General features: G+C 59.4%; 16 protein-coding genes. 10 read left to right on the top strand and 6 right to left on the bottom strand.

Features of this window, described 5'->3' with window-relative positions:
• The first annotated feature begins 20 nt into the window (after window positions 1-20).
• On the top strand, window positions 21-593 hold the full coding sequence (locus tag HMPREF2807_RS08445) for a MarR family transcriptional regulator (protein WP_070511821.1): 573 nt from the start codon (window positions 21-23) through the stop codon (window positions 591-593).
• On the opposite strand, the gene HMPREF2807_RS08440 is transcribed toward HMPREF2807_RS08445, so the two are convergent.
• Window positions 590-1,438 (bottom strand): DUF3097 domain-containing protein, encoded by an 849-nt coding sequence (locus HMPREF2807_RS08440; RefSeq protein WP_070511818.1) that lies wholly within the window; start codon window positions 1,436-1,438, stop codon window positions 590-592. The genes HMPREF2807_RS08445 and HMPREF2807_RS08440 overlap by 4 nt on opposite strands.
• A 33-nt stretch (window positions 1,439-1,471) precedes the next feature.
• Here HMPREF2807_RS08440 and HMPREF2807_RS08435 point away from each other — a divergent pair, with 33 nt between their 5' ends.
• On the top strand, window positions 1,472-2,239 hold the full coding sequence (locus tag HMPREF2807_RS08435) for a hypothetical protein (RefSeq protein ID WP_070511815.1): 768 nt from the start codon (window positions 1,472-1,474) through the stop codon (window positions 2,237-2,239).
• Here HMPREF2807_RS08435 and HMPREF2807_RS08430 read toward each other — a convergent pair.
• The 3 genes from HMPREF2807_RS08430 to HMPREF2807_RS08420 form a co-directional block, all read right to left on the bottom strand.
• Window positions 2,236-3,354 (bottom strand): ferrochelatase, encoded by a 1,119-nt coding sequence (locus HMPREF2807_RS08430; protein WP_070511810.1) that lies wholly within the window; start codon window positions 3,352-3,354, stop codon window positions 2,236-2,238. The genes HMPREF2807_RS08435 and HMPREF2807_RS08430 overlap by 4 nt on opposite strands.
• 26 nt (window positions 3,355-3,380) lie before the next feature.
• A complete protein-coding gene (locus tag HMPREF2807_RS08425) occupies window positions 3,381-5,285 on the bottom strand; it encodes a DIP1281 family NlpC/P60 protein (RefSeq protein WP_070511807.1) in 1,905 nt (634 codons plus the stop codon).
• Between the two features lie 1,411 nt (window positions 5,286-6,696).
• Window positions 6,697-7,173 (bottom strand): Rv1476 family membrane protein, encoded by a 477-nt coding sequence (locus HMPREF2807_RS08420; protein WP_070511802.1) that lies wholly within the window; start codon window positions 7,171-7,173, stop codon window positions 6,697-6,699.
• Window positions 7,174-7,476: 303 nt separating this feature from the next.
• Between HMPREF2807_RS08420 and acnA the strand changes: the two genes are divergently transcribed.
• The 5 genes from acnA (at window position 7,477) to HMPREF2807_RS08395 (ending at window position 13,567) form a co-directional block, all read left to right on the top strand.
• The gene (gene acnA / locus HMPREF2807_RS08415; protein WP_232751648.1) at window positions 7,477-10,293 is read left to right on the top strand and encodes an aconitate hydratase AcnA; all 2,817 of its coding nucleotides are present in this window, start codon (window positions 7,477-7,479) and stop codon (window positions 10,291-10,293) included.
• 176 nt (window positions 10,294-10,469) lie between these two features.
• Entirely contained in the window at window positions 10,470-11,042 is a 573-nt protein-coding gene (locus HMPREF2807_RS08410) for a TetR/AcrR family transcriptional regulator (RefSeq protein ID WP_049157671.1), read from the top strand.
• 48 nt (window positions 11,043-11,090) lie between these two features.
• Window positions 11,091-11,882: a hypothetical protein gene (locus HMPREF2807_RS08405; protein ID WP_070511796.1), complete on the top strand. Its 792-nt coding sequence runs from the start codon at window positions 11,091-11,093 to the stop codon at window positions 11,880-11,882.
• Between the two features lie 103 nt (window positions 11,883-11,985).
• On the top strand, window positions 11,986-12,768 hold the full coding sequence (locus HMPREF2807_RS08400) for a hypothetical protein (RefSeq protein WP_046649127.1): 783 nt from the start codon (window positions 11,986-11,988) through the stop codon (window positions 12,766-12,768).
• 52 nt (window positions 12,769-12,820) lie between these two features.
• Window positions 12,821-13,567, top strand: coding sequence for a hypothetical protein (locus tag HMPREF2807_RS08395; protein WP_046649126.1), 747 nt, complete (start codon window positions 12,821-12,823; stop codon window positions 13,565-13,567).
• Here the strand turns inward: HMPREF2807_RS08395 and HMPREF2807_RS08390 are convergent.
• Window positions 13,564-14,253 (bottom strand): SDR family oxidoreductase, encoded by a 690-nt coding sequence (locus tag HMPREF2807_RS08390; RefSeq protein WP_070511792.1) that lies wholly within the window; start codon window positions 14,251-14,253, stop codon window positions 13,564-13,566. The two genes, HMPREF2807_RS08395 and HMPREF2807_RS08390, sit on opposite strands and share 4 nt — an antisense overlap.
• Window positions 14,254-14,332: 79 nt before the next feature.
• On the opposite strand from HMPREF2807_RS08390, the gene HMPREF2807_RS08385 reads away from it, so the two are divergent.
• Complete coding sequence (locus HMPREF2807_RS08385; protein WP_010186707.1) at window positions 14,333-14,602, top strand: ACT domain-containing protein; 270 nt, start codon at window positions 14,333-14,335, stop codon at window positions 14,600-14,602.
• A 15-nt stretch (window positions 14,603-14,617) separates the two neighbouring features.
• Window positions 14,618-15,982, top strand: coding sequence for a PFL family protein (locus HMPREF2807_RS08380; protein ID WP_070511789.1), 1,365 nt, complete (start codon window positions 14,618-14,620; stop codon window positions 15,980-15,982).
• Window positions 15,983-16,094: 112 nt separating this feature from the next.
• On the opposite strand, the gene HMPREF2807_RS08375 is transcribed toward HMPREF2807_RS08380, so the two are convergent.
• On the bottom strand, window positions 16,095-16,694 hold the full coding sequence (locus tag HMPREF2807_RS08375) for a lipoprotein LpqH (RefSeq protein ID WP_049157422.1): 600 nt from the start codon (window positions 16,692-16,694) through the stop codon (window positions 16,095-16,097).
• Between the two features lie 211 nt (window positions 16,695-16,905).
• On the opposite strand from HMPREF2807_RS08375, the gene HMPREF2807_RS08370 reads away from it, so the two are divergent.
• Entirely contained in the window at window positions 16,906-17,595 is a 690-nt protein-coding gene (locus tag HMPREF2807_RS08370; RefSeq protein ID WP_046649123.1) for a MerR family transcriptional regulator, read from the top strand.
• The last annotated feature ends 65 nt before the right edge of the window (window positions 17,596-17,660 follow it).

Raw genomic sequence — 17,660 nt, 5'->3', positions numbered from 1 at the left:
GCTGGAAGGAGTCTCTCAACGTGCTAGCAGTCCATGCCCGCTACCGCGGTCGCTCGGTACGCCGCGCCGATTTGGTCCAACGCTCCGCAGCTGCGCTTTCCACGCTGGAGGGCGTCGGTGAATTCGAGGTCCTTGGCGTCGAGGATATTTGCGCCGTTGCCTACTCCTCGTCCGCGGTTTGCGATGTCGTCATGGCACTCCTTGCGGACGGTGACTGGGCCATCGGTATCGGTGTTGTCCCGGGCGAGGGCGCGGGAGATTCCGAGACGCGCGCCGTCGCTACCGCTGCTGTGAAGCGATCAGCACGCGCGGGGCATGTCTACGCCAAGGTTGATCGGCGCGGGCGGGCGCAGGAAGCGCAGGATATTGCAGCGGCCTTCGCTCTCCTCGGCTTCGTACTCACTAAGCGCACGATGGAGGGTCGCGAGGCTACATCCTTGGTGCGCGGAGGATTGAACCAGAATGAGGCCGCCGAGGAATTGGGTATCTCCAAACAGGCTATGTCCCAGCGCCTCCAGGCGGCAGGCTGGGCAGCGGAAACCGCCGGATGTCAGCTCGCGGTGAATCTCATCGACCGAGCGAATTCGAACTAAAGAAGATCTTCTTTGCGCAGCTCCGGTGTAGTGACGAAGTCCACGAGCCGCTCTACCGCACCGATCAACGTAGAATCCAGATCCCGGAATGACGTCACGGCGTTGTAGACGCGGCTCCAGCCTTCCTTAGGGTCGGACCACCCAACACGGCGGCAGATGCCAGTCTTCCAGTCTTCTCCAAAAGGCACGTCCGGCCAGGCTCGCAGCCCAAGGCGCTCGGGTTTGACTGCTGCCCAGATGTCAATGAAGGGATGCCCGGTCACGAGCACGTGCTCGCCCACTGTTTGCGTCAACCGCGTTTCCTTTGAGCCTTCTACGAGGTGATCCGCGAGAACTCCCACGCGGCGCCCAGGCCCGGGCTGGAATTCAGCGAGGCGTTCCTCGAGGTTGTCGAGACCCTCGAGGTATTCGACTACCACGCCCTCTACTCGCAGGTCGTGCCCCCAGACCTTCTCCACGATCGCCGCATCATGGATACCTTCGACCCAAATACGTGATGGCGCAGCTACTTTCGCCTCAACGTTCTCAACGCGGCGCGATCCAGAGTTCGACTTTCTGGGCGCTTGCTTCTCGACGTATCTCGTCAGCGTCACCGGCTGCCCCTCCACAAGGAAGCCGCCCTTGACAAGTTTGAATACTCGCTCGGTACCGTGACGATCTTCGAGGCGCACGACTGGCCCCCACGCGGTCTTGTCCATGCCCATCACCGCCCCCACGAAATCGTCTCCCCGAACCTCGACGACCAGCCCCGGTTCTGCGGGCACCTCGGGGTATTCGGTTTTCTTCTTGCGTGCATGTCCGGCGAAAATATCGCCACCGTAAGGATCCCGGGAATTCAAGCTCATAGCGGTCTACCCTATCGTCTACACTGTCCAGCCATGGATATGCGCGCCGAAGTCTGGTCCCCTCTGCAAAACGTTGCCGTGTGGCTTGGAGCGTGGTTGTGGGGCCAGGAATCTACCGATGACTTCCTCGACGCTCTTACTGAGCTTGGCGGCGAGCAATTAACCGCTGACGGTCAGGCTTTCGTTAATGTTATGTCACTTCTAAGGCGCGAGACGGCCGCCATCATCGAGCGCGCTGAGCGGGAGCCATTGCTGCGACTGGTCCTTTCTGGGCCCGGCGAAGCACCGGCTCTTCCGGCGGGATCCGAATCCGCTCAAGCTGCGGCCGAAAACCCGGCCGGCGCCATTGTTGTGCGCACCAACGATCCAGATAGGGATTTAGTGCTTATCCCCACCTACACCGCAGGTGTGACGCGGTGGACGGTGATTGAGGAAACGGCCCCGTTGCCCTCGCCCGCGTGGCTGAGCCCAGGAGAGGCGGATGCGCTGCTGAGCAACGCAACGAATGAATCGGCCACTCTCATCGAGGCAACGGGGTATCGCAGCGATACTCTCCCCAACCCGCGGCTGACCGTAGGTACGCTGAGCGACTTCTACGACACACCGGGCTTGCCCTCAGCCGTGCCGGGGCGTGCGGCAAAACTCTTTGCTCGGGCTGACCGGGTTGCTGCCATTATCGAGACGGTGACTGATCGAGTCCAAGACCACAGCCTCGATCCGCAGCTTCTGCGCCTCTGGCGCCACATCCGCCAAGCGCGCATGGCGGGAGTGGCCTACGCACTAAGCGAATTCGCGCGCTAATGCGGCTTGCGCAGCGACCAAATATCGCAGCAACCATCGGCGCAGGGCTCGCCGTTGACCGTGCACCCCTGCACTGTGACCTCGCCGAGGGACGCGGACTCACCTCTCTGCTCTAGTTCCTCGATCAGATCCACGATCAGCGACGCAAAGCGCTCAGACGGCCCGGCGGTGCGGGTGCGGTAGACACTGACGCCCATCGCATCGGCGGCCTGCTTGAGCTCGGAATCGAGATCCCAAATCACCTCCATGTGATCAGAGATGAATCCGATGGGACAGACGACGACGCCGTCGATGCCTTCCTCTTCGTGGATCCGTGTGGTGTGGTCTACGATGTCCGGTTCCAGCCACGGTGTGGCCGGGTTACCAGAGCGGGATTGCCACACGAGGTCATAGTCCTTCACACCGGCGGCCTCGGCGACGAGGCGAGAGGCCTCCGCCACCTGGCGGGAGTAAATATGCTTATCCCCTTCGGCACCCCCAACCGCATCGTGTGCCGTGGGCACTGAGTGCGCGGTGAAGAGCATGCGAGTGCTAGCCAGCTTGTCGGCCGGGACCTCCGCGTAGGCTTCTCGGACTGCGGCAGCCATCTCCTCTACGAACTTCGGGTGATCGAAGAACTGGCGCAGCTTGGTGAAGGTTATGTCTGGAAGATTCTTCTCCTCGATGTGCCGACGCAGGGCAACGATATCTTCGTTGTATTGCCGGCAGGCACTGTAACCACCCCAGGCCGAGGTGGCAAACACGGCGACGCTGCGCACTCCATCTGCTGCCATCTGTTCAACGGCTTCAGTGCCAAAGGGATACCAATTGCGGTTACCAAAATAGACAGGCAGATTATGTCCGCGGCTCGAAAGCTCCGCAGAGATATTAGCGATGATCTCTCGATTCAATGCATTGAGAGGGCTTATGCCGCCGAAATGGAAGTAGTGCTCCCCCACCTCTTCGAGGCGCTCACGAGGGATGCCACGGCCGCGGGTAACGTTCTCCAAAAACGGAACGACCTCCTCGGTTCCTTCCGGGCCACCGAAAGAAAGAACGAGGAGGGCGTCAAATGAGGAGGGCACCGAATCGGTGCTGTGGGCGTTGCCCTGGGCAGTACGCAGTGTGTCAGTCATGCAGCCCAGTCTAGCAACGCACCCTCCTAGATCAGGCGCACGGCATAGGGGGCCATGCCGCCTTGGCGTACGGGGGTGATACTCACGTTTTGACCTGATTGTGGGGCTTCAACCATGGTGCCATCACCAAGATAGATCGCCACGTGCTGGCTGCCGCTAGGGCCATAGAAGATAAGGTCGCCGCGCTCCATTTCGCTCGGGGAAATCTTCGTTCCCTTCTGGTACTGGTAACCGGTGTAGTGCGGTAAGGAAATACCCACGCCGGCGAAGGCATACAGAACCAGACCCGAGCAGTCGAAACCAACCTTGTTGTAGTCACCGTGGGAGTCTGCAACGCCTCCATCACGGATGCCCTTGGTAGGGCCATTTGCGTCACCGCCGCCCCACGCATACGGAACACCGACCTGGGAGGTGGCACGCTCAATCACGGTCTCGATCTTTGCTTCGCGGGAGGCGTCGCCCAGCGTTGCCGATGCCTCCTTGGTCACGCTGTCGGTGGTATCAAGCTCTTCTAGGACGCCGGACAGATCGGAGGCAAGAGAATCCTCGTCCTCAGTGGACGTGGTCGTGGATGCCGAATCACTTGTCGACGTCTCGGTGGATCCCGCCGCCGTAGATCCCGTGCTCTCCCCTTCGCCCTGAAGGGCAAAGAGCTTCAAAGAGCCCTGCACCAGTGCGTCGATCTCGTCCTGGGTCAAGCTGTTGTTGTGGTTAGGCTGGGACGCCGCCACCATCGAGGCGACGGTTCCAACTACGCCGATGCCGAGGGCAACCGTCTCAGGATCGATGTCACCCGGATCAAAAGAGCTGCCGCCTCGGGGCAGCCCCGTCTCCTTCTTCTCAGAGCCCGTTGCGCGAGTAGAAGACAGCTCCTGCACGTTTGGATCCGAAGCAACCGCGTCTGCAGCGCTTGAAAGTTCCTTCATTTCCTCCGCAGAGACCGTAGGGGTCGACCGCTGCGCTTGGAGCGTAGGAGTCTTGGCTTCAGAGGCCGAAGGGCCAGCCGGTGCGTCGGTCGTGGACTCGGCGGCAGTCGTTGTGCTGGCGGGCTCGGACGGGGCTACCGTGGGCTCGTCGGCGTCGTCAGCGGTCTCGGTAATGTCCTGCGTATCGCTCTGCACCTCCGAAGTCAACGGCCCATCATTGACCTCCAGACTAGTCTCAGGGGTTGACTCTTCATCGCTGTCAAGCCCCTTAGCCTGATTGAGGGCCTTATGGAGAGCGGAGAGTTGTGAGAGAAGATCATCGCGTTCGGACGCCGAATCCTTGATGGAGGCTTCGGAGGCGGTGAGCTGATCGCGTGCTGCGGTCTCGGCATCAGCGGCCCGGTCCGCGCGCTCCTCAGCAAGCTGCTGGGTCTTGCGAAGCTGAGATTCCTTATTGGCCTTTTCCGTCCGCTGCTTTTCCAAGTCACGCAACACCGCCTGTTGCTTATCGGATTGCGATCGTAGATAGGACTGGCGCTCGAGCATATCCGAGCGGGCGTCTTTACCTGCTGCATGAGCAACGGTGTCGGAGGTATTGGCGCGGCGGTAGGCCGAACGTGAGACCTCGTCCAACTTTGCTTGCGCATCCGCGACATCCGCCTGCGCGGCGTCGAGTTGCTCGCGCGCCGTCGTGGTCCCCTGGCGTGCCTGGGCCGCCTTGGTCCGAGCGTCGTTGAGATCGACGAGCGCCCGGTTCACAGATTCGCGTTGGATACCGATGGCTGCTTCGGCCTGAGCGATACGTTCCTCGATCTGCGCGATTGCGCCGGCGAGGTCAGCGATGGACGGATTATCGGAGGATAGCAGGGAGTCGATGTTGAGCTGCTCAGGTTCCGCCGCCACTGCAGGAGTGAGCGAGGAGGCAGTAGATAAGGCTGCAGTGGTCGCAATAGCAGCGAAGGCTGCTTTGAAGCGCCGGAAGCCGAAAGATGATGTGGTGGCCACGAGAGTTATCTCCTAGACACCTACCCATGTAGTTGTGCATCCTTAAAGTACTTCCTCATGGCTGGGCGAAGCCGGATGCGGCAGCAGAAAACGCCGCCGGGACTTGAGGATGCTTCTTCGCCAATAGCGAGTAGGTACTGCGGGGAGCGTCGCCTCCCCCACCACTTCGAAGCTGAAAGGTTGCATGCGTGCCTAAGGAAAGCCGTGCGCTTCCTAGAGTTACGCCTTCGAGGCTGATGAAGCGGAGATGGATACGCGAACAAGAGTGGTCGAACGAGGCATGTACGTCCTGGCGCAGGCAGGAGTATTCCTGCGTTCGTGCCCCTAAAGGGCACTGTGTTCTGCCAACAACGGAGACACTAAAGGTACTGCGCAGGCGCTGTGTGTACACCAACGTCTCATCAGACCGCCGTCCCAATCTTCCAGTTGCAGAGCGTCCCTCGCTCGATAGCGAGTACGCCTAGGACTAGCCGCGATCCGACGACGAAGGGGCACACCTCTGGCTGAGGGCCACGTCTCTCACGGTTCCTCCTCGCTGGACGCCGCGCTCGTGAAAGCAGCAACTCGCGCCCACATGGCACGAGTGCCCGCCTCCATGGCTGGCACCCAACCGGAAACCGGAAGAGCATACGGCCGCTTCTTGCCCGCTACAAAGACGCGCACAATGAAGTGTGTGAAGCCTCTTCCACTCGGAAGGTAGGTGTTTCGATTTTTAAAAGTTGAACACTGGTACCGACTGCCTCGGGCAAACTGTTCCGCTACTCGCGTCAGCAGTGACACGACGTTCATCCACCAGGCGGTGAACCCCAACTGTTCCCTTCGCTCGTGGCGTGCTTCCCCACATACCCGTGCGACAAATCAATTGAGAGTCAAGGCTTGGTCCATGAACGTATGGAGCAATAGTCAACCCGTGAGTCGATACGTGAACCATACGTCACCGACACTCCATCTCGCACACTTTCCTCAATTTTCACATCAGCCACGTGCGGGCACAGGGCATGACAGGAGCACCTAACCTGCAATGACTTTGTTACCAAGGTGTGATTGTGATGTTTATCACGTTCGAGTAACGCCTACTTGTAAGGTCTGCTTTCGGGGCTACCTGGCAGTGAATGTACGGTGTCACGCCTTGAGGCTTGTCTCACCGACCGCTCTCGTGGTTGCTCCGGATCGCTACATTCGCCCTTCATGGCGGCCTGGGGCACGAAATTCCAACGGGACCACGTGACCCTTGGTGAAATTTCACGGCCCGGCATGCCTCTCAGTAGTGGATGCCTTGTCGTTCGGCGCGCGACGCCAACCACTCCCCCGCTTCGAAAGTAAAGGGATAGTGGTTGACTTTTGTCACTTCCCCACTCCCCCTGCCGTCAAGCCCCAACGAGTAGCGAAGTGCGCGCCGTAGTTATTCCGCCTATTTTTCGGCGATCAAATTGTGCCGAGCAGACGCGCGGAAGGCTATCCATCCGACGGCCGAAGCGAGGCAGAAAAGGAGCCCCAGAATGATTCCCCATGGTGCCGAAAAATGGTCAGCGGTGGCATAGAAATCATTGAGCAGCGTGACCTGATCGAGACCGGTTGGCAACGCATCTTCGGCCGCCTCCAAGGTTGCGCGGTCATAAGAATTGCTCACCGCGGAGACCTTCATGGGCGCCTGCAAGATGACAGTGTCTAGCCCTGTCTGTCGCTGGAGGGTTGTCGCTAAGTCGCGGAGATCCGGAATCTTCTCCGGGAAGACGTCAACCACTGCGATACCGTGTCCGGGTTGTAATGAGGCTGAGATGTGGGCCTGGAGGTCGTCGTCAAGCGCCAGCTCCGGATTAGAGAAGGCAACGCCGTCGGCTGACAGCTGTGCGGCAATATCGTCTACATTTACGTCCGCCGGGATCATTTGCCACTCCTCGTTATCTTGTAGCGCTTCGGTTCCCCAGATTCGTGGTCGAGCCTAAACCGCCGGACCCGGGCAAGCTTCGCGACGCGCCGCTACCCCCGAAATGGATGAAACAGAACGCGCGTACTGTTATAGTGGTGTCGACCGAGGGTTCTTACATCTACAATGTATTAGAGAACATGCGTGTTCAAAGATCGTCGACACGCTTGGCCTCCTGAAAGGTCAGTGCTAGTCGGATAGTTCGACGAACCCTCGACAAGTGTTCGATAACCCACAAGCGAAAAGCAAGGAATGGAGCTCCTTATGACTGAAAGCCTGAACTCCTTCGGCGCCAAGAAGACTCTTGAGGTCAACGGTAAGTCTTATGACTACTTTGACATCAACGCAGTCGAGGGCCTGGAGAAGCTTCCGTACTCCCTCAAGGTTCTGGCTGAGAACCAGCTGCGCTACGAGGACGGTAAGAACGTAACCAAGGATCACATCAACGCTTTGGCCAATTGGGATCCGTCCGCTGAGCCGGATACTGAGATTCAGTTCACCCCGGCCCGCGTTCTCATGCAGGACTTCACTGGCGTCCCTTGCGTGGTGGACCTCGCAACCATGCGTGAGGCTATCACCGCACTCGGTGGCAAGCCGGACCAGGTGAACCCGCTCAACCCGGCCGAGATGGTTATTGACCACTCCGTCATCGTCGAAGCCTTCGGCTCTACTGAAGCCCTCGAGAAGAACGTGGAGATCGAGTACGAGCGCAACCAGGAGCGCTACCAGTTCCTGCGCTGGGGTGCTGAGAACTTCTCCAACTTCCGCGTTGTCCCCCCGGGAACCGGTATTGTCCACCAGGTCAACATTGAGTACCTCTCCCGCGTGGTCTTCGACAACGACGGTCTCGCATACCCGGATACCTGCATTGGTACCGACTCCCACACCACCATGGAGAACGGCCTGGGCATCCTGGGCTGGGGCGTTGGCGGCATCGAGGCAGAGGCAGCGATGCTGGGCCAGCCGGTGTCCATGCTGATCCCGCGCGTTGTGGGCTTCAAGCTCACCGGCGAGATTCCGACCGGCGTGACCGCTACCGACGTGGTTCTGACCATCACCGAGATGCTGCGTCAGCACGGCGTGGTTCAGAAGTTCGTTGAGTTCTACGGCAACGGCGTGAAGGCTGTGCCGCTGGCCAACCGCGCCACCATCGGTAACATGTCCCCCGAGTTCGGCTCCACCGCTGCGATCTTCCCGATCGACGAGGAGACCATCAAGTACCTCGAGCTCACCGGTCGCCCACAGGAGCAGATCGACCGCGTCGAGGCATACGCCAAGGCACAGGGTATGTGGCTGGAGCAGGATGCTCCGGAGGCAGAGTACTCCGAGTACCTCGAGCTGGACCTGTCCACCGTGAAGCCGTCCATCGCTGGCCCGAAGCGCCCGCAGGACCGCATCCTCCTCTCCGAGGCCAAGGAGCAGTTCCGTAAGGATCTGCCGACCTACGCTTCCGGCGAGGTTGTTGCCGACGAGTCCACCGTTGAGGCCAAGCGCATGACCGCCGAGGGCGGCGACGAGAACTCCCTCGTTGACGTGACCGGTGGCCTGAACAAATCCCGCGCAGGCGAGGGTGAGTCCGCTGCCAAGGGCGGCTCCGGCCGCCAGTCCAACCCGGTGACCGTCACCTCCCCGAACGGCGGTGAGTACACGCTGGACCACGGTATGGTTGCCATCGCTTCCATCACCTCCTGCACCAACACCTCCAACCCGTCCGTTATGGTCGGCGCTGGTCTTATCGCACGTAAGGCTGCTGAAAAGGGCCTGAAGTCCAAGCCGTGGGTTAAGACCATTTGTGCTCCGGGTTCCCAGGTTGTGGATGGTTACTTCCAGCGCGCAGACCTCTGGAAGGATCTAGAGGCCCTGGGCTTCTACCTCTCCGGCTTCGGCTGCACCACCTGTATCGGTAACTCCGGCCCGCTGCCGGAGGAGATCTCCAACGCCATCAACGAGCATGATCTGGCTGCTACCGCGGTGCTTTCCGGTAACCGTAACTTCGAGGGCCGTATTTCCCCGGACGTCAAGATGAACTACTTGGCTTCCCCCATCATGGTCATTGCCTACGCTATTGCGGGCACCATGGACTTCGATTTCGAGACCCAGCCGCTGGGCCAGGATCAGGATGGCAACGATGTCTTCCTCAAGGACATCTGGCCTTCTCCGCAGGAGATCGAGGACACCATCCAGCAGGCCATCTCCCGCGAGCTCTACGAGGCTGACTACGCCGACGTGTTCAAGGGCGACGACGCATGGCGCAGCCTGGATGTCCCGGAGGGTGAGACTTTCAAGTGGAACGAAGACTCCACCTACATCCGCAAGGCACCGTACTTCGATGGCATGCCGACTGAGCCGGAGCCCGTTCAGGACATCAAGGGCGCTCGCGTCCTTGCAAAGCTCGGTGACTCCGTGACCACCGACCACATCTCCCCGGCCTCCTCCATTAAGCCGGGTACCCCGGCCGCTCAGTACCTCGATGCCAACGGTGTGGAGCGCCAGGACTACAACTCCCTGGGTTCCCGTCGTGGTAACCACGAGGTCATGATGCGCGGTACGTTCGCTAACATCCGCCTCCAGAACCAGCTGGTCGACGTCGCCGGTGGCTACACCCGCGACTTCACCCAGGAGGGCGCACCGCAGGCCTTCATCTTCGACGCCTGCGAGAGCTACAAGGCAGCCGATATCCCGCTGGTTGTCCTGGCAGGTAAGGAGTACGGCACCGGTTCCTCCCGTGACTGGGCTGCTAAGGGCACCAACCTACTTGGCGTGAAGGCTGTCATCACTGAGTCCTTCGAGCGCATCCACCGCTCGAACCTCATTGGTATGGGCGTTATTCCGCTGCAGTTCCCGGAGGGCGAGTCCCACGAGTCCCTCGGCTTGGACGGCACCGAAACCTTTGACATCGAAGGTATTGAGGCTCTCAACGAGGGCGGCATTCCGAAGTCGGTTCACGTAACCGCCACCAAGGAATCCGGCGAGACCGTTGAGTTTGATGCCAAGGTTCGCATCGACACGCCTGGTGAGGCCGACTACTACCGCCACGGCGGCATCCTGCAGTTCGTTCTGCGCCAGATGGTCAAGGCCTAAACCACCCTTGCCCACCATGCAGGTTCCCCGGATACGGTGCGGCCTGCATAGTTAGGCGGATAGGCCAGCTAGCAACATCGAGTGCTGGCTGGCCTTTCTGCTTCTCTCCCCCTCATCCCCTCATACTTCTGTCACCTGTCTACCCCCAGCCGTGCTTTAAGGAGCTTTCCCCAACCATGCCGATTATGAGCGACTCCGAACTGAACCGCCGCCGCCATGACATTCTGGTCGGTGCACGCAGATGCTTCGCTGAGCACGGCTATGAAGGTGCCACGGTTCGACGCCTCGAAGAAGCCACGGGCAAATCGCGCGGGGCTATCTTTCACCACTTCGGCGATAAAGAGTCTCTCTTTTTGGCCCTGGCCCGGGAAGACGCGGCCCGCGAAGCCGAGGTTGTAGCAAACAACGGTCTCGTTGAGGTAATGAGCGAGATGTTGCGTCACCCAGAGCGCCACGATTGGCTCGCCACCAGACTCGCGGTGACCTCGATGTTGCGCACCGATCCCTCCTTCGCTGCTCGGTGGCATGAAGAGCAGCAGGTTTTGGATAAGGCGGTTCGCGCGCGCTTGGAATCAAACGCTGAGAAGGGCCGGCTGCGCGACGACGTCTCCATCGATACCCTCGTAACTTATCTGGAGACCTTCATGGACGGTTTTATCAACCGCCTGGCCCTCGGGGACACGAAGAATCTAGAACAGGTGTTGTCCTTAGTAGAGCAATCGATTCGTGGCCCACACGCCGATCACTAAGCGCTTAACACTCAGTGCCGGAGTGTGGTTGACGCTACACTGTGGCGCATGGACCATACTCCCCTACAGCTTCCGCGGACGCAGTGTGGAATTAGTCTGAACGCCACACCCCGGCTTGCCCCGAAAGAACAGCGTGCCCACGATGCTCAGCCGAACCCCCGAATGGATAATTCAGGGATCCGCGAGGTCATCGAGGAGGCTGGGCCCCAGCCTGGGCGCCTGAAGCTCAGCGACCTGGCAGTCTGGGTCATCATAGGTCTAGTTGGACTATTTATGTGCAAGATGTCGATCTCTTTCTTCGCTGGTGATTTTGGTCCTCCGCGATTCAGCTTCTCTGACATCGGCATATTTTCGTTAATCCCTATCATTTTGTGTTTCCTCAGCGCGACCTTTCTCGCTGTGAGCCTGTGGAACATCCTCAAGGAGATCGGTCAAGCTCGGCGTTTGCGCACCGCGTGGCGCAATGGCTGGGTAGAATACCGTCCCGCTCTCATCGGTGAGTTGGTTTACCTGCGCAGCAAAACCGAAGGTCCCGATGATCGTGAACGGACCTATTTCTATTACTCCGCGCCGCTCATGATCCTTCAACCAGACGGCGCACTGGCGAAGGCCATGTCCGGTGAGTTCCGCGCAAACAACCCGAACTGGTTGAGATCACGTGGCGCTGCACTGGCAGAGGGCTCCCGGATCGCTACCGTGGATACTGCGAACAATAATGGCTGGACCGTCGCTGCTTACCGCACCGACGGAACGAGCTCGGAGGCGGAACTCTCCAATGGACTCACCGGCCGCCAAGTTGATGCCGTTCTCCACTTCGCCGAACAGCATTGGGCGCGCTAAGCCGCTGTTCGATTGGTTGGCCCGCCGCCCAACACGGGTCCTACTCCCCATTAGGTGTTGAACCGACGAGAAAGGCAGCTCTAACCCCTTTACACTGTGATCCATGACGCAATCTTCTATTCAATTGCCTCGGTCACCGCTGAAATTTGATGCAGTCAGCGCAGGCTCCCTCGCGCCTAAGGAGTTAAAGGAGCATGATCAGCAGCCGAACCCTAACGTGGACCGCAGCGGTATACGCGAAGCTATCAATAGTGTCGGGCGACCGATCGGCCAAGCCAATCTCGGCGCGATCATCTTTGGATTCATCTTCATCTCCATGGGTGTCATGTCCCTATTCTTCACAGTGTTCCATGTGCTATTCCTCTTTGTCCTATTTCCGGGCGCAGACGGAACGAACGGCGGGATACCAATAGCCAGCATTATCAACGGGCTTGCCGCAATGGTATTCATCTTTGTCGGAGTCATGCTCGTGCGGGGTCGCTGGGGAAGGAGAACTAGGTTGCGGACCGCCTGGGCGAATGGGTGGGTTGAGTACCGTCCTGCGTTAATCGGGGAGCTCGTCTACAAGCGCCGCGTCGACTACAACGACAACACCGACTACTATTACACCGCCCCGATACTCATCTTGCAGCCAGACGGCTCGTTGAAAAAGGCCATGACAGCGGAGTTCGTCGCTCCGAACCCGAATTGGCTGAAGCTTCGCGGCCGGCTGCTCGCCGACGGTCCCCTCGTCGCCACCGTTGACTTCAACCACAATAACGGCTGGAGTGTGGTGGGATACCGCGCCGACTCGGACAAACCGCAACTAGAACTCCAGCATGGTCTGCGCAAGAAGAACATCGAGGCGGCGCTGTCTTTTGCTGAGCAGAACTGGGTAAAAGGTTAACGCTCAACAGCGTGCCATCGGGACGCCCCACCTTCTTCAGGAGCCCACCACAATGCCTCAGCAAGCGATAGCCCCCTTCGACTTTCCGGATCATGAATACTCCGAAAGGCTCATTCCTCGTAGCTTAAGGGAAGTATCTTCGCCAAACCCTTCTCCTACGACAGCTGCCGTCGGTCGCGCCATTGCAGCGGCTGGGCCATTGCCGGGTCGATCCACATCTGGATGGAAGAACCTGCGGACCAAGCTCATCGTGGCGGTAGTGCTACTCGCTATCGCGATATCAGCCATTATCGGCGAAGATACGTCCATCAGCTCGGGGTGGCAGGGATTGGCCGTCGCAGTCTTTGTCCTCGTGCTCGTGGTCGCGGCAGGTAGACAGATTCGGTCCATTCGCAGTTCAACGTGGGGCGCACGCCGACTGGGCACCGCCGCAGAAAAAGGCTGGATTGAGTACTATCCCGCTCTGCTCAGCGAGATCTGGCAGACCGGTCGGCACGTGCCGCATGCCGATCCCACCGAGTACTACTACAAAGCCAAGGTGCGCCTCTTCCTCCCCGACGGCACGGTTCAAGAAATCATCAGCGACGAGTTTGAATCCCACACGTCTCCCCGGTCCTTCCGCGAGCAAGGTATTGCCGTGGTGCGCTTCCAAAGCCAAGCCACCTTCGAGCACACCACGGGGTGGTACATCGCCGCCCACCTCGCTACTAAACCTTTTCGCCAGGCGAGCTTGCACAACGGTCTGACCCGCGAGCAAGTAAGTGCTGGCCTTAACGCCGCGGCGTCTCCTGCATCCTAGATGTCCTTAACGCTGCCTTCACCATCGATGAACTCCAGAGGCGAGGCCGGGAAGCTATCGCGGCGAGCAACCTCAGCGACAACCTCGGCAACAAGCTCCCGGGAAGTGGTCAGCTTTCCGGTCCGCTCTGCATCCTTGTCCAACACGGTGATGCCACGCGAAGGCTCTTCAGTCAGGGCCGCAGGGCCCAGGATGAGGTAGTTAAGATCCGTGAAATTGAGCTTATTGTCTACGGCCTTCTTGGACTCCACGTAGGCGTACCACTTCTCATCCGCAGGATCGGTCGTGTTCTCCGTAGCGCCGATGTAGGAAATCATCACGTAGGCCGGGGTGTGCTTCCCCTCCTCCGCTAGCTTCTCCAAGCCAGCGATGGAGGCAAGTGCCGCATCGCGGTCGACTGCCCACGTCACTTCCGCACCCGCGCGGCCACCGTTTCCAGCGCCCCACACGACGACGTCATAGTCAGCCAAAAGCTCTGCCCAGTCCTCAACAGAAAGCTCGGTGAGATCGCGCACCACTGCGGTGGCGCCTAGGGCTTCAATATCAGCGACCTGGTCGGGGCTACGGATAAGGGAATGGACGGTGAGGTTGGCGTCGACAAGCTTGGGCGCCGCCAAAAGCCCAACCTTTCCGTGGCCGCCGATGTACAAAACCTTCTTGCGTGCAGTTGTTGTCGTATCAGTCATGTGCGCCACCGTACGCGCTATCTGATCTCACTGCAGGACCCCAGGGCAGCTGGAAAAACGTACAGGCTACAATCTAGTCATGATCGCCATCATGACTGTTACCGGTGTCGATAACACCGGCATTATCTCCGCCGTGTCCACCGCCCTCGCAGAACTTAACGTCAATATCGTTGACGTCTCCCAGACGCTCATGTCTGAGTACTTCACCATGATCTTGCGCGTCGAATTCGATGAGAACGAGGTCAGCATCCAGCAGCTCCAGGAGCGGATGAACACCGTCGGTGAGTCCATCAAGCAATCCATTCGCGTGCAGTCGGAAGCGCTGTTCACCGCAATGAACGAGATTTAGGGACGATAACCAGTCATGCTTAACCGCTTCAATACCGCCAGCATTCTCGACACCATCGAGATGATCGAGAAGTACCGTCTCGATATCCGCACCGTCACTATGGGCATTTCGCTGCTCGGCTGCACACGCCCCACCATGGAAGCCACCGCCGAGGCCGTGTACGACCTCGTGACATCCCGCGCCGCACACCTGGTTGAGGTTTGCGAGGGAATCGAGGCCGAGCTCGGCATCCCGATTGTCAACAAGCGCATCTCTGTCACCCCCATCGCGCTCATCGTGGCCGGTATCGAAGGAAACCCCGTGGACGTTGCCCGCGCGCTGGATCGCGCTGCCGCAGCGACCGGTGTTGACTTCGTCGGTGGCTACTCCGCGCTCGTCGAAAAGGGCGCAACGACCGCCGAAAAGGCGCTTATCCGTTCCATCCCGGAAGCCCTGGCAGAGACAAACCTGGTCTGCTCCTCGGTGAATATCGCTTCCTCCCGCGCCGGCATCAACATGAATGCCGCGGCACAGATGGGACGCATCATCAAGGAAGCTGCCGAGCTCACCAAGGATCGCAGCGCCATCGGCTGCGCCAAGCTCGTGATCTTCTCCAACTCCGTGGGCGATAACCCCTTCATGGCCGGTGCCTTCCACGGCATTGAGGAACCGGACTGCGTCGTTTCCGTCGGTGTATCGGGCCCGGGCGTGGTCGATCGCGCGCTCGGCTCCCTTGCGGGCGCCACCCTCAACGAGGTCGCCGAAGAGGTCAAGAAGGCAGCCTTCAAGGTCACGCGCGCCGGCCAGCTCGTGGGTGAAATGGCTTCGGAGCGCCTCGGTGTCCCGTTCGGCATCATTGACCTCTCCCTTGCTCCCACCGCAGAGCTGGGTGACTCCGTCGCGCACATCCTGGAGCACATGGGCCTCGACCAAGTGGGCACGCACGGCACCACGGCAGCGCTCGCACTGCTTAACGACGCCGTCAAGAAGGGCGGCATGATGGCCTGCTCCCGCGTGGGTGGGCTGTCGGGTTCCTTCATCCCGGTTTCCGAGGACAAGGGCATGATCGATGCGGTGCGCACCGGTGCTATCTCCATCGACAAGCTGGAGGCCATGACCTCGATCTGCTCGGTGGGCTTGGACATGATCGCCATCCCGGGTGATACCTCTGCTGAGACCATCGCCGGCATGATCGCGGACGAAGCCGCCATTGGCGTGATGAACCATAAGACGACCGCCGTGCGCGTCATCCCTGCCCCTGGCACCAAGGCTGGCGACGAGGTCAACTTCGGCGGCCTTCTGGGCTACGCTCCGGTCATCCCGGTCAACCAGGTGGGCAACTCCACCTTCATCAACCGCGGTGGCTTCATTCCGGCACCGGTGCACGGTTTCCGCAACTAGTCAGCGCACGAAAGTCTGCATCGCCTTCCCAATAATCACGTGAACAAACAAGTGCTGACCTCTGTACACCACAGGGTCAGCACTTGTTGGCCATTCGCCTCAACTCCCCCGATTAGCTGCAGGTAATCTTCACTTCGAATGGCTTCGTTTCCCCGGTGGTTGGATTACTCCCATTAGACAAAAGTCCTTCACCCGACATCGTGTAGGTGTCGCCTTCCTTCGATGCCGTGGCGGAACCCATCGGGCTGCTCTCGGCGTATGCCAGCGTGTTACCCTCCCCATCTACCATTCCGAGAGCCTTGACCGTTAGGTTTTCATCAGTACTAAGCACGGCGGTAATGCTGGCTGTACCAGCCCCTTCGGGTGCTACGGTCAGGTTCATCGAACCAGCTGCCTCTTGGCATAGGATAGTTTCGTTTTCAACCTCGATCGCCTTTCCATCGACCGTGGCTTCATAGCTGCCGCCTGTTGAGCCGGCCTGATCGTCTGATCCTGCAGTGGACTCTGCGTCGGAGTCAGTGCTATCGGCAGACTCTGAGGTTGCGGCGGAATCTACGTTGGTGTCTTCGGAAGTTTGCTCACCTCCAGCTGCAGCTTGGGTGGTATCAACTGCTGATTTCTCGCTGACGTCACTGTCAGATTGTGAACACGCGGCGAGCGTTGTCAACGCGATAGCCGCTACAAGAGACGTAATAGACTTAGCTACTTTCATTGGCTTTCCCTTCTTTGAGTTTGGCCACTCATGCGTGACGCAGATAACACAAACACTAGTGAAGGTTCGTTTAGCGGGGCGCAGACATGCTCCCCCACGCGGGGGTAATGATTCTCAATGTTGTTGATCAATGAAGAATGACGCCCCCTTCAACTAGTTCACTCCACTGACCGCTTGACCCTCACACAATGTGAGGGTTTAGTTTGGTCCTATGAAGATTTCCGACGTTGCCGCGGTCGCTGGTTGCTCAGTGCGATCCGTGCGTCATTTGCACGAGACGGGTGCGGTTCCCGAACCAGCCCGCACCAGTGGAAACTATCGCGATTACTCGATCTCTGATCTCGCCGCAGTTGTCCATGCGCGAGCGCTGATCGACGCCGGCGTTGCCGTCGCTGATGTCTCCTTTCCCGATGCTATCGAGCGCTCGTTCGCCATCGTGGACGAAAGAATCGCGCGTCTGCAGCGACAACGTGAGAAGCTGCGTGCTTTGGCCGCAGCACCTCATGGAACCCCCAACGATATTCGAGAGTCCTTGAGCGAAGTTATCGAAGACCCAGCAATGCTTCAGCTGGAATTGGACTCCTGGGATCTCATGGCGCTTACCGGCGTCGCTACATCAGCGACCTGGGAACAGCTTCGAAAGAACCTCGCTGACGACGATTGCCGTGCAGTTCTCCGCAGAGTTGAAACTTTGTGGCGAGAGCTTGGCTCGCTGTCCCCGCGTGATCGTCGGGTTGCGCTTATCGTCGAGAAGCTGCGCAACGTGAGCGAACACGGGTTGATGCAAGGAATCTACCCAACGCTGCTGCCTGGCAACGCTTCGCTGACCGTGACTGATGCGCCGACGACTGGTGCGCAAGGTGTAGCACTCGAGGCTTTGGCTGGAGGCTCACGTGACTAGCGTCTGGCGATGTGTAGAAAAGCACCCTGGATTTCGCCTTGCCAAGTATGAATTGGGCCTCTACC

The sequence above is a fragment of the Corynebacterium sp. HMSC074A09 genome, from assembly GCF_001811545.1.
Classification (GTDB): Bacteria; Actinomycetota; Actinomycetes; order Mycobacteriales; family Mycobacteriaceae; genus Corynebacterium; species Corynebacterium hiratae.
The sequence above is the reverse complement of the archived record's forward strand: the minus strand, read 5'-3'. Positions and strand labels throughout refer to the sequence as shown.

What these genes read in the sequence shown, in the direction of transcription:
- HMPREF2807_RS08435 (WP_070511815.1), top strand. Translation starts at nt 1,472, where the DNA reads ATGGATATGCGCGCCGAAGTCTGGTCCCCTCTGCAAAACGTTGCCGTG.
- HMPREF2807_RS08375 (WP_049157422.1), bottom strand. Translation starts at nt 16,694, where the DNA reads ATGAAAGTAGCTAAGTCTATTACGTCTCTTGTAGCGGCTATCGCGTTG.
- HMPREF2807_RS08400 (WP_046649127.1), top strand. Translation starts at nt 11,986, where the DNA reads ATGACGCAATCTTCTATTCAATTGCCTCGGTCACCGCTGAAATTTGAT.
- HMPREF2807_RS08395 (WP_046649126.1), top strand. Translation starts at nt 12,821, where the DNA reads ATGCCTCAGCAAGCGATAGCCCCCTTCGACTTTCCGGATCATGAATAC.
- HMPREF2807_RS08385 (WP_010186707.1), top strand. Translation starts at nt 14,333, where the DNA reads ATGATCGCCATCATGACTGTTACCGGTGTCGATAACACCGGCATTATC.
- HMPREF2807_RS08420 (WP_070511802.1), bottom strand. Translation starts at nt 7,173, where the DNA reads ATGATCCCGGCGGACGTAAATGTAGACGATATTGCCGCACAGCTGTCA.
- HMPREF2807_RS08410 (WP_049157671.1), top strand. Translation starts at nt 10,470, where the DNA reads ATGCCGATTATGAGCGACTCCGAACTGAACCGCCGCCGCCATGACATT.
- HMPREF2807_RS08380 (WP_070511789.1), top strand. Translation starts at nt 14,618, where the DNA reads ATGCTTAACCGCTTCAATACCGCCAGCATTCTCGACACCATCGAGATG.
- acnA (WP_232751648.1), top strand. Translation starts at nt 7,477, where the DNA reads ATGACTGAAAGCCTGAACTCCTTCGGCGCCAAGAAGACTCTTGAGGTC.
- HMPREF2807_RS08405 (WP_070511796.1), top strand. Translation starts at nt 11,091, where the DNA reads ATGGACCATACTCCCCTACAGCTTCCGCGGACGCAGTGTGGAATTAGT.
- HMPREF2807_RS08440 (WP_070511818.1), bottom strand. Translation starts at nt 1,438, where the DNA reads ATGAGCTTGAATTCCCGGGATCCTTACGGTGGCGATATTTTCGCCGGA.
- HMPREF2807_RS08370 (WP_046649123.1), top strand. Translation starts at nt 16,906, where the DNA reads ATGAAGATTTCCGACGTTGCCGCGGTCGCTGGTTGCTCAGTGCGATCC.
- HMPREF2807_RS08390 (WP_070511792.1), bottom strand. Translation starts at nt 14,253, where the DNA reads ATGACTGATACGACAACAACTGCACGCAAGAAGGTTTTGTACATCGGC.
- HMPREF2807_RS08430 (WP_070511810.1), bottom strand. Translation starts at nt 3,354, where the DNA reads ATGACTGACACACTGCGTACTGCCCAGGGCAACGCCCACAGCACCGAT.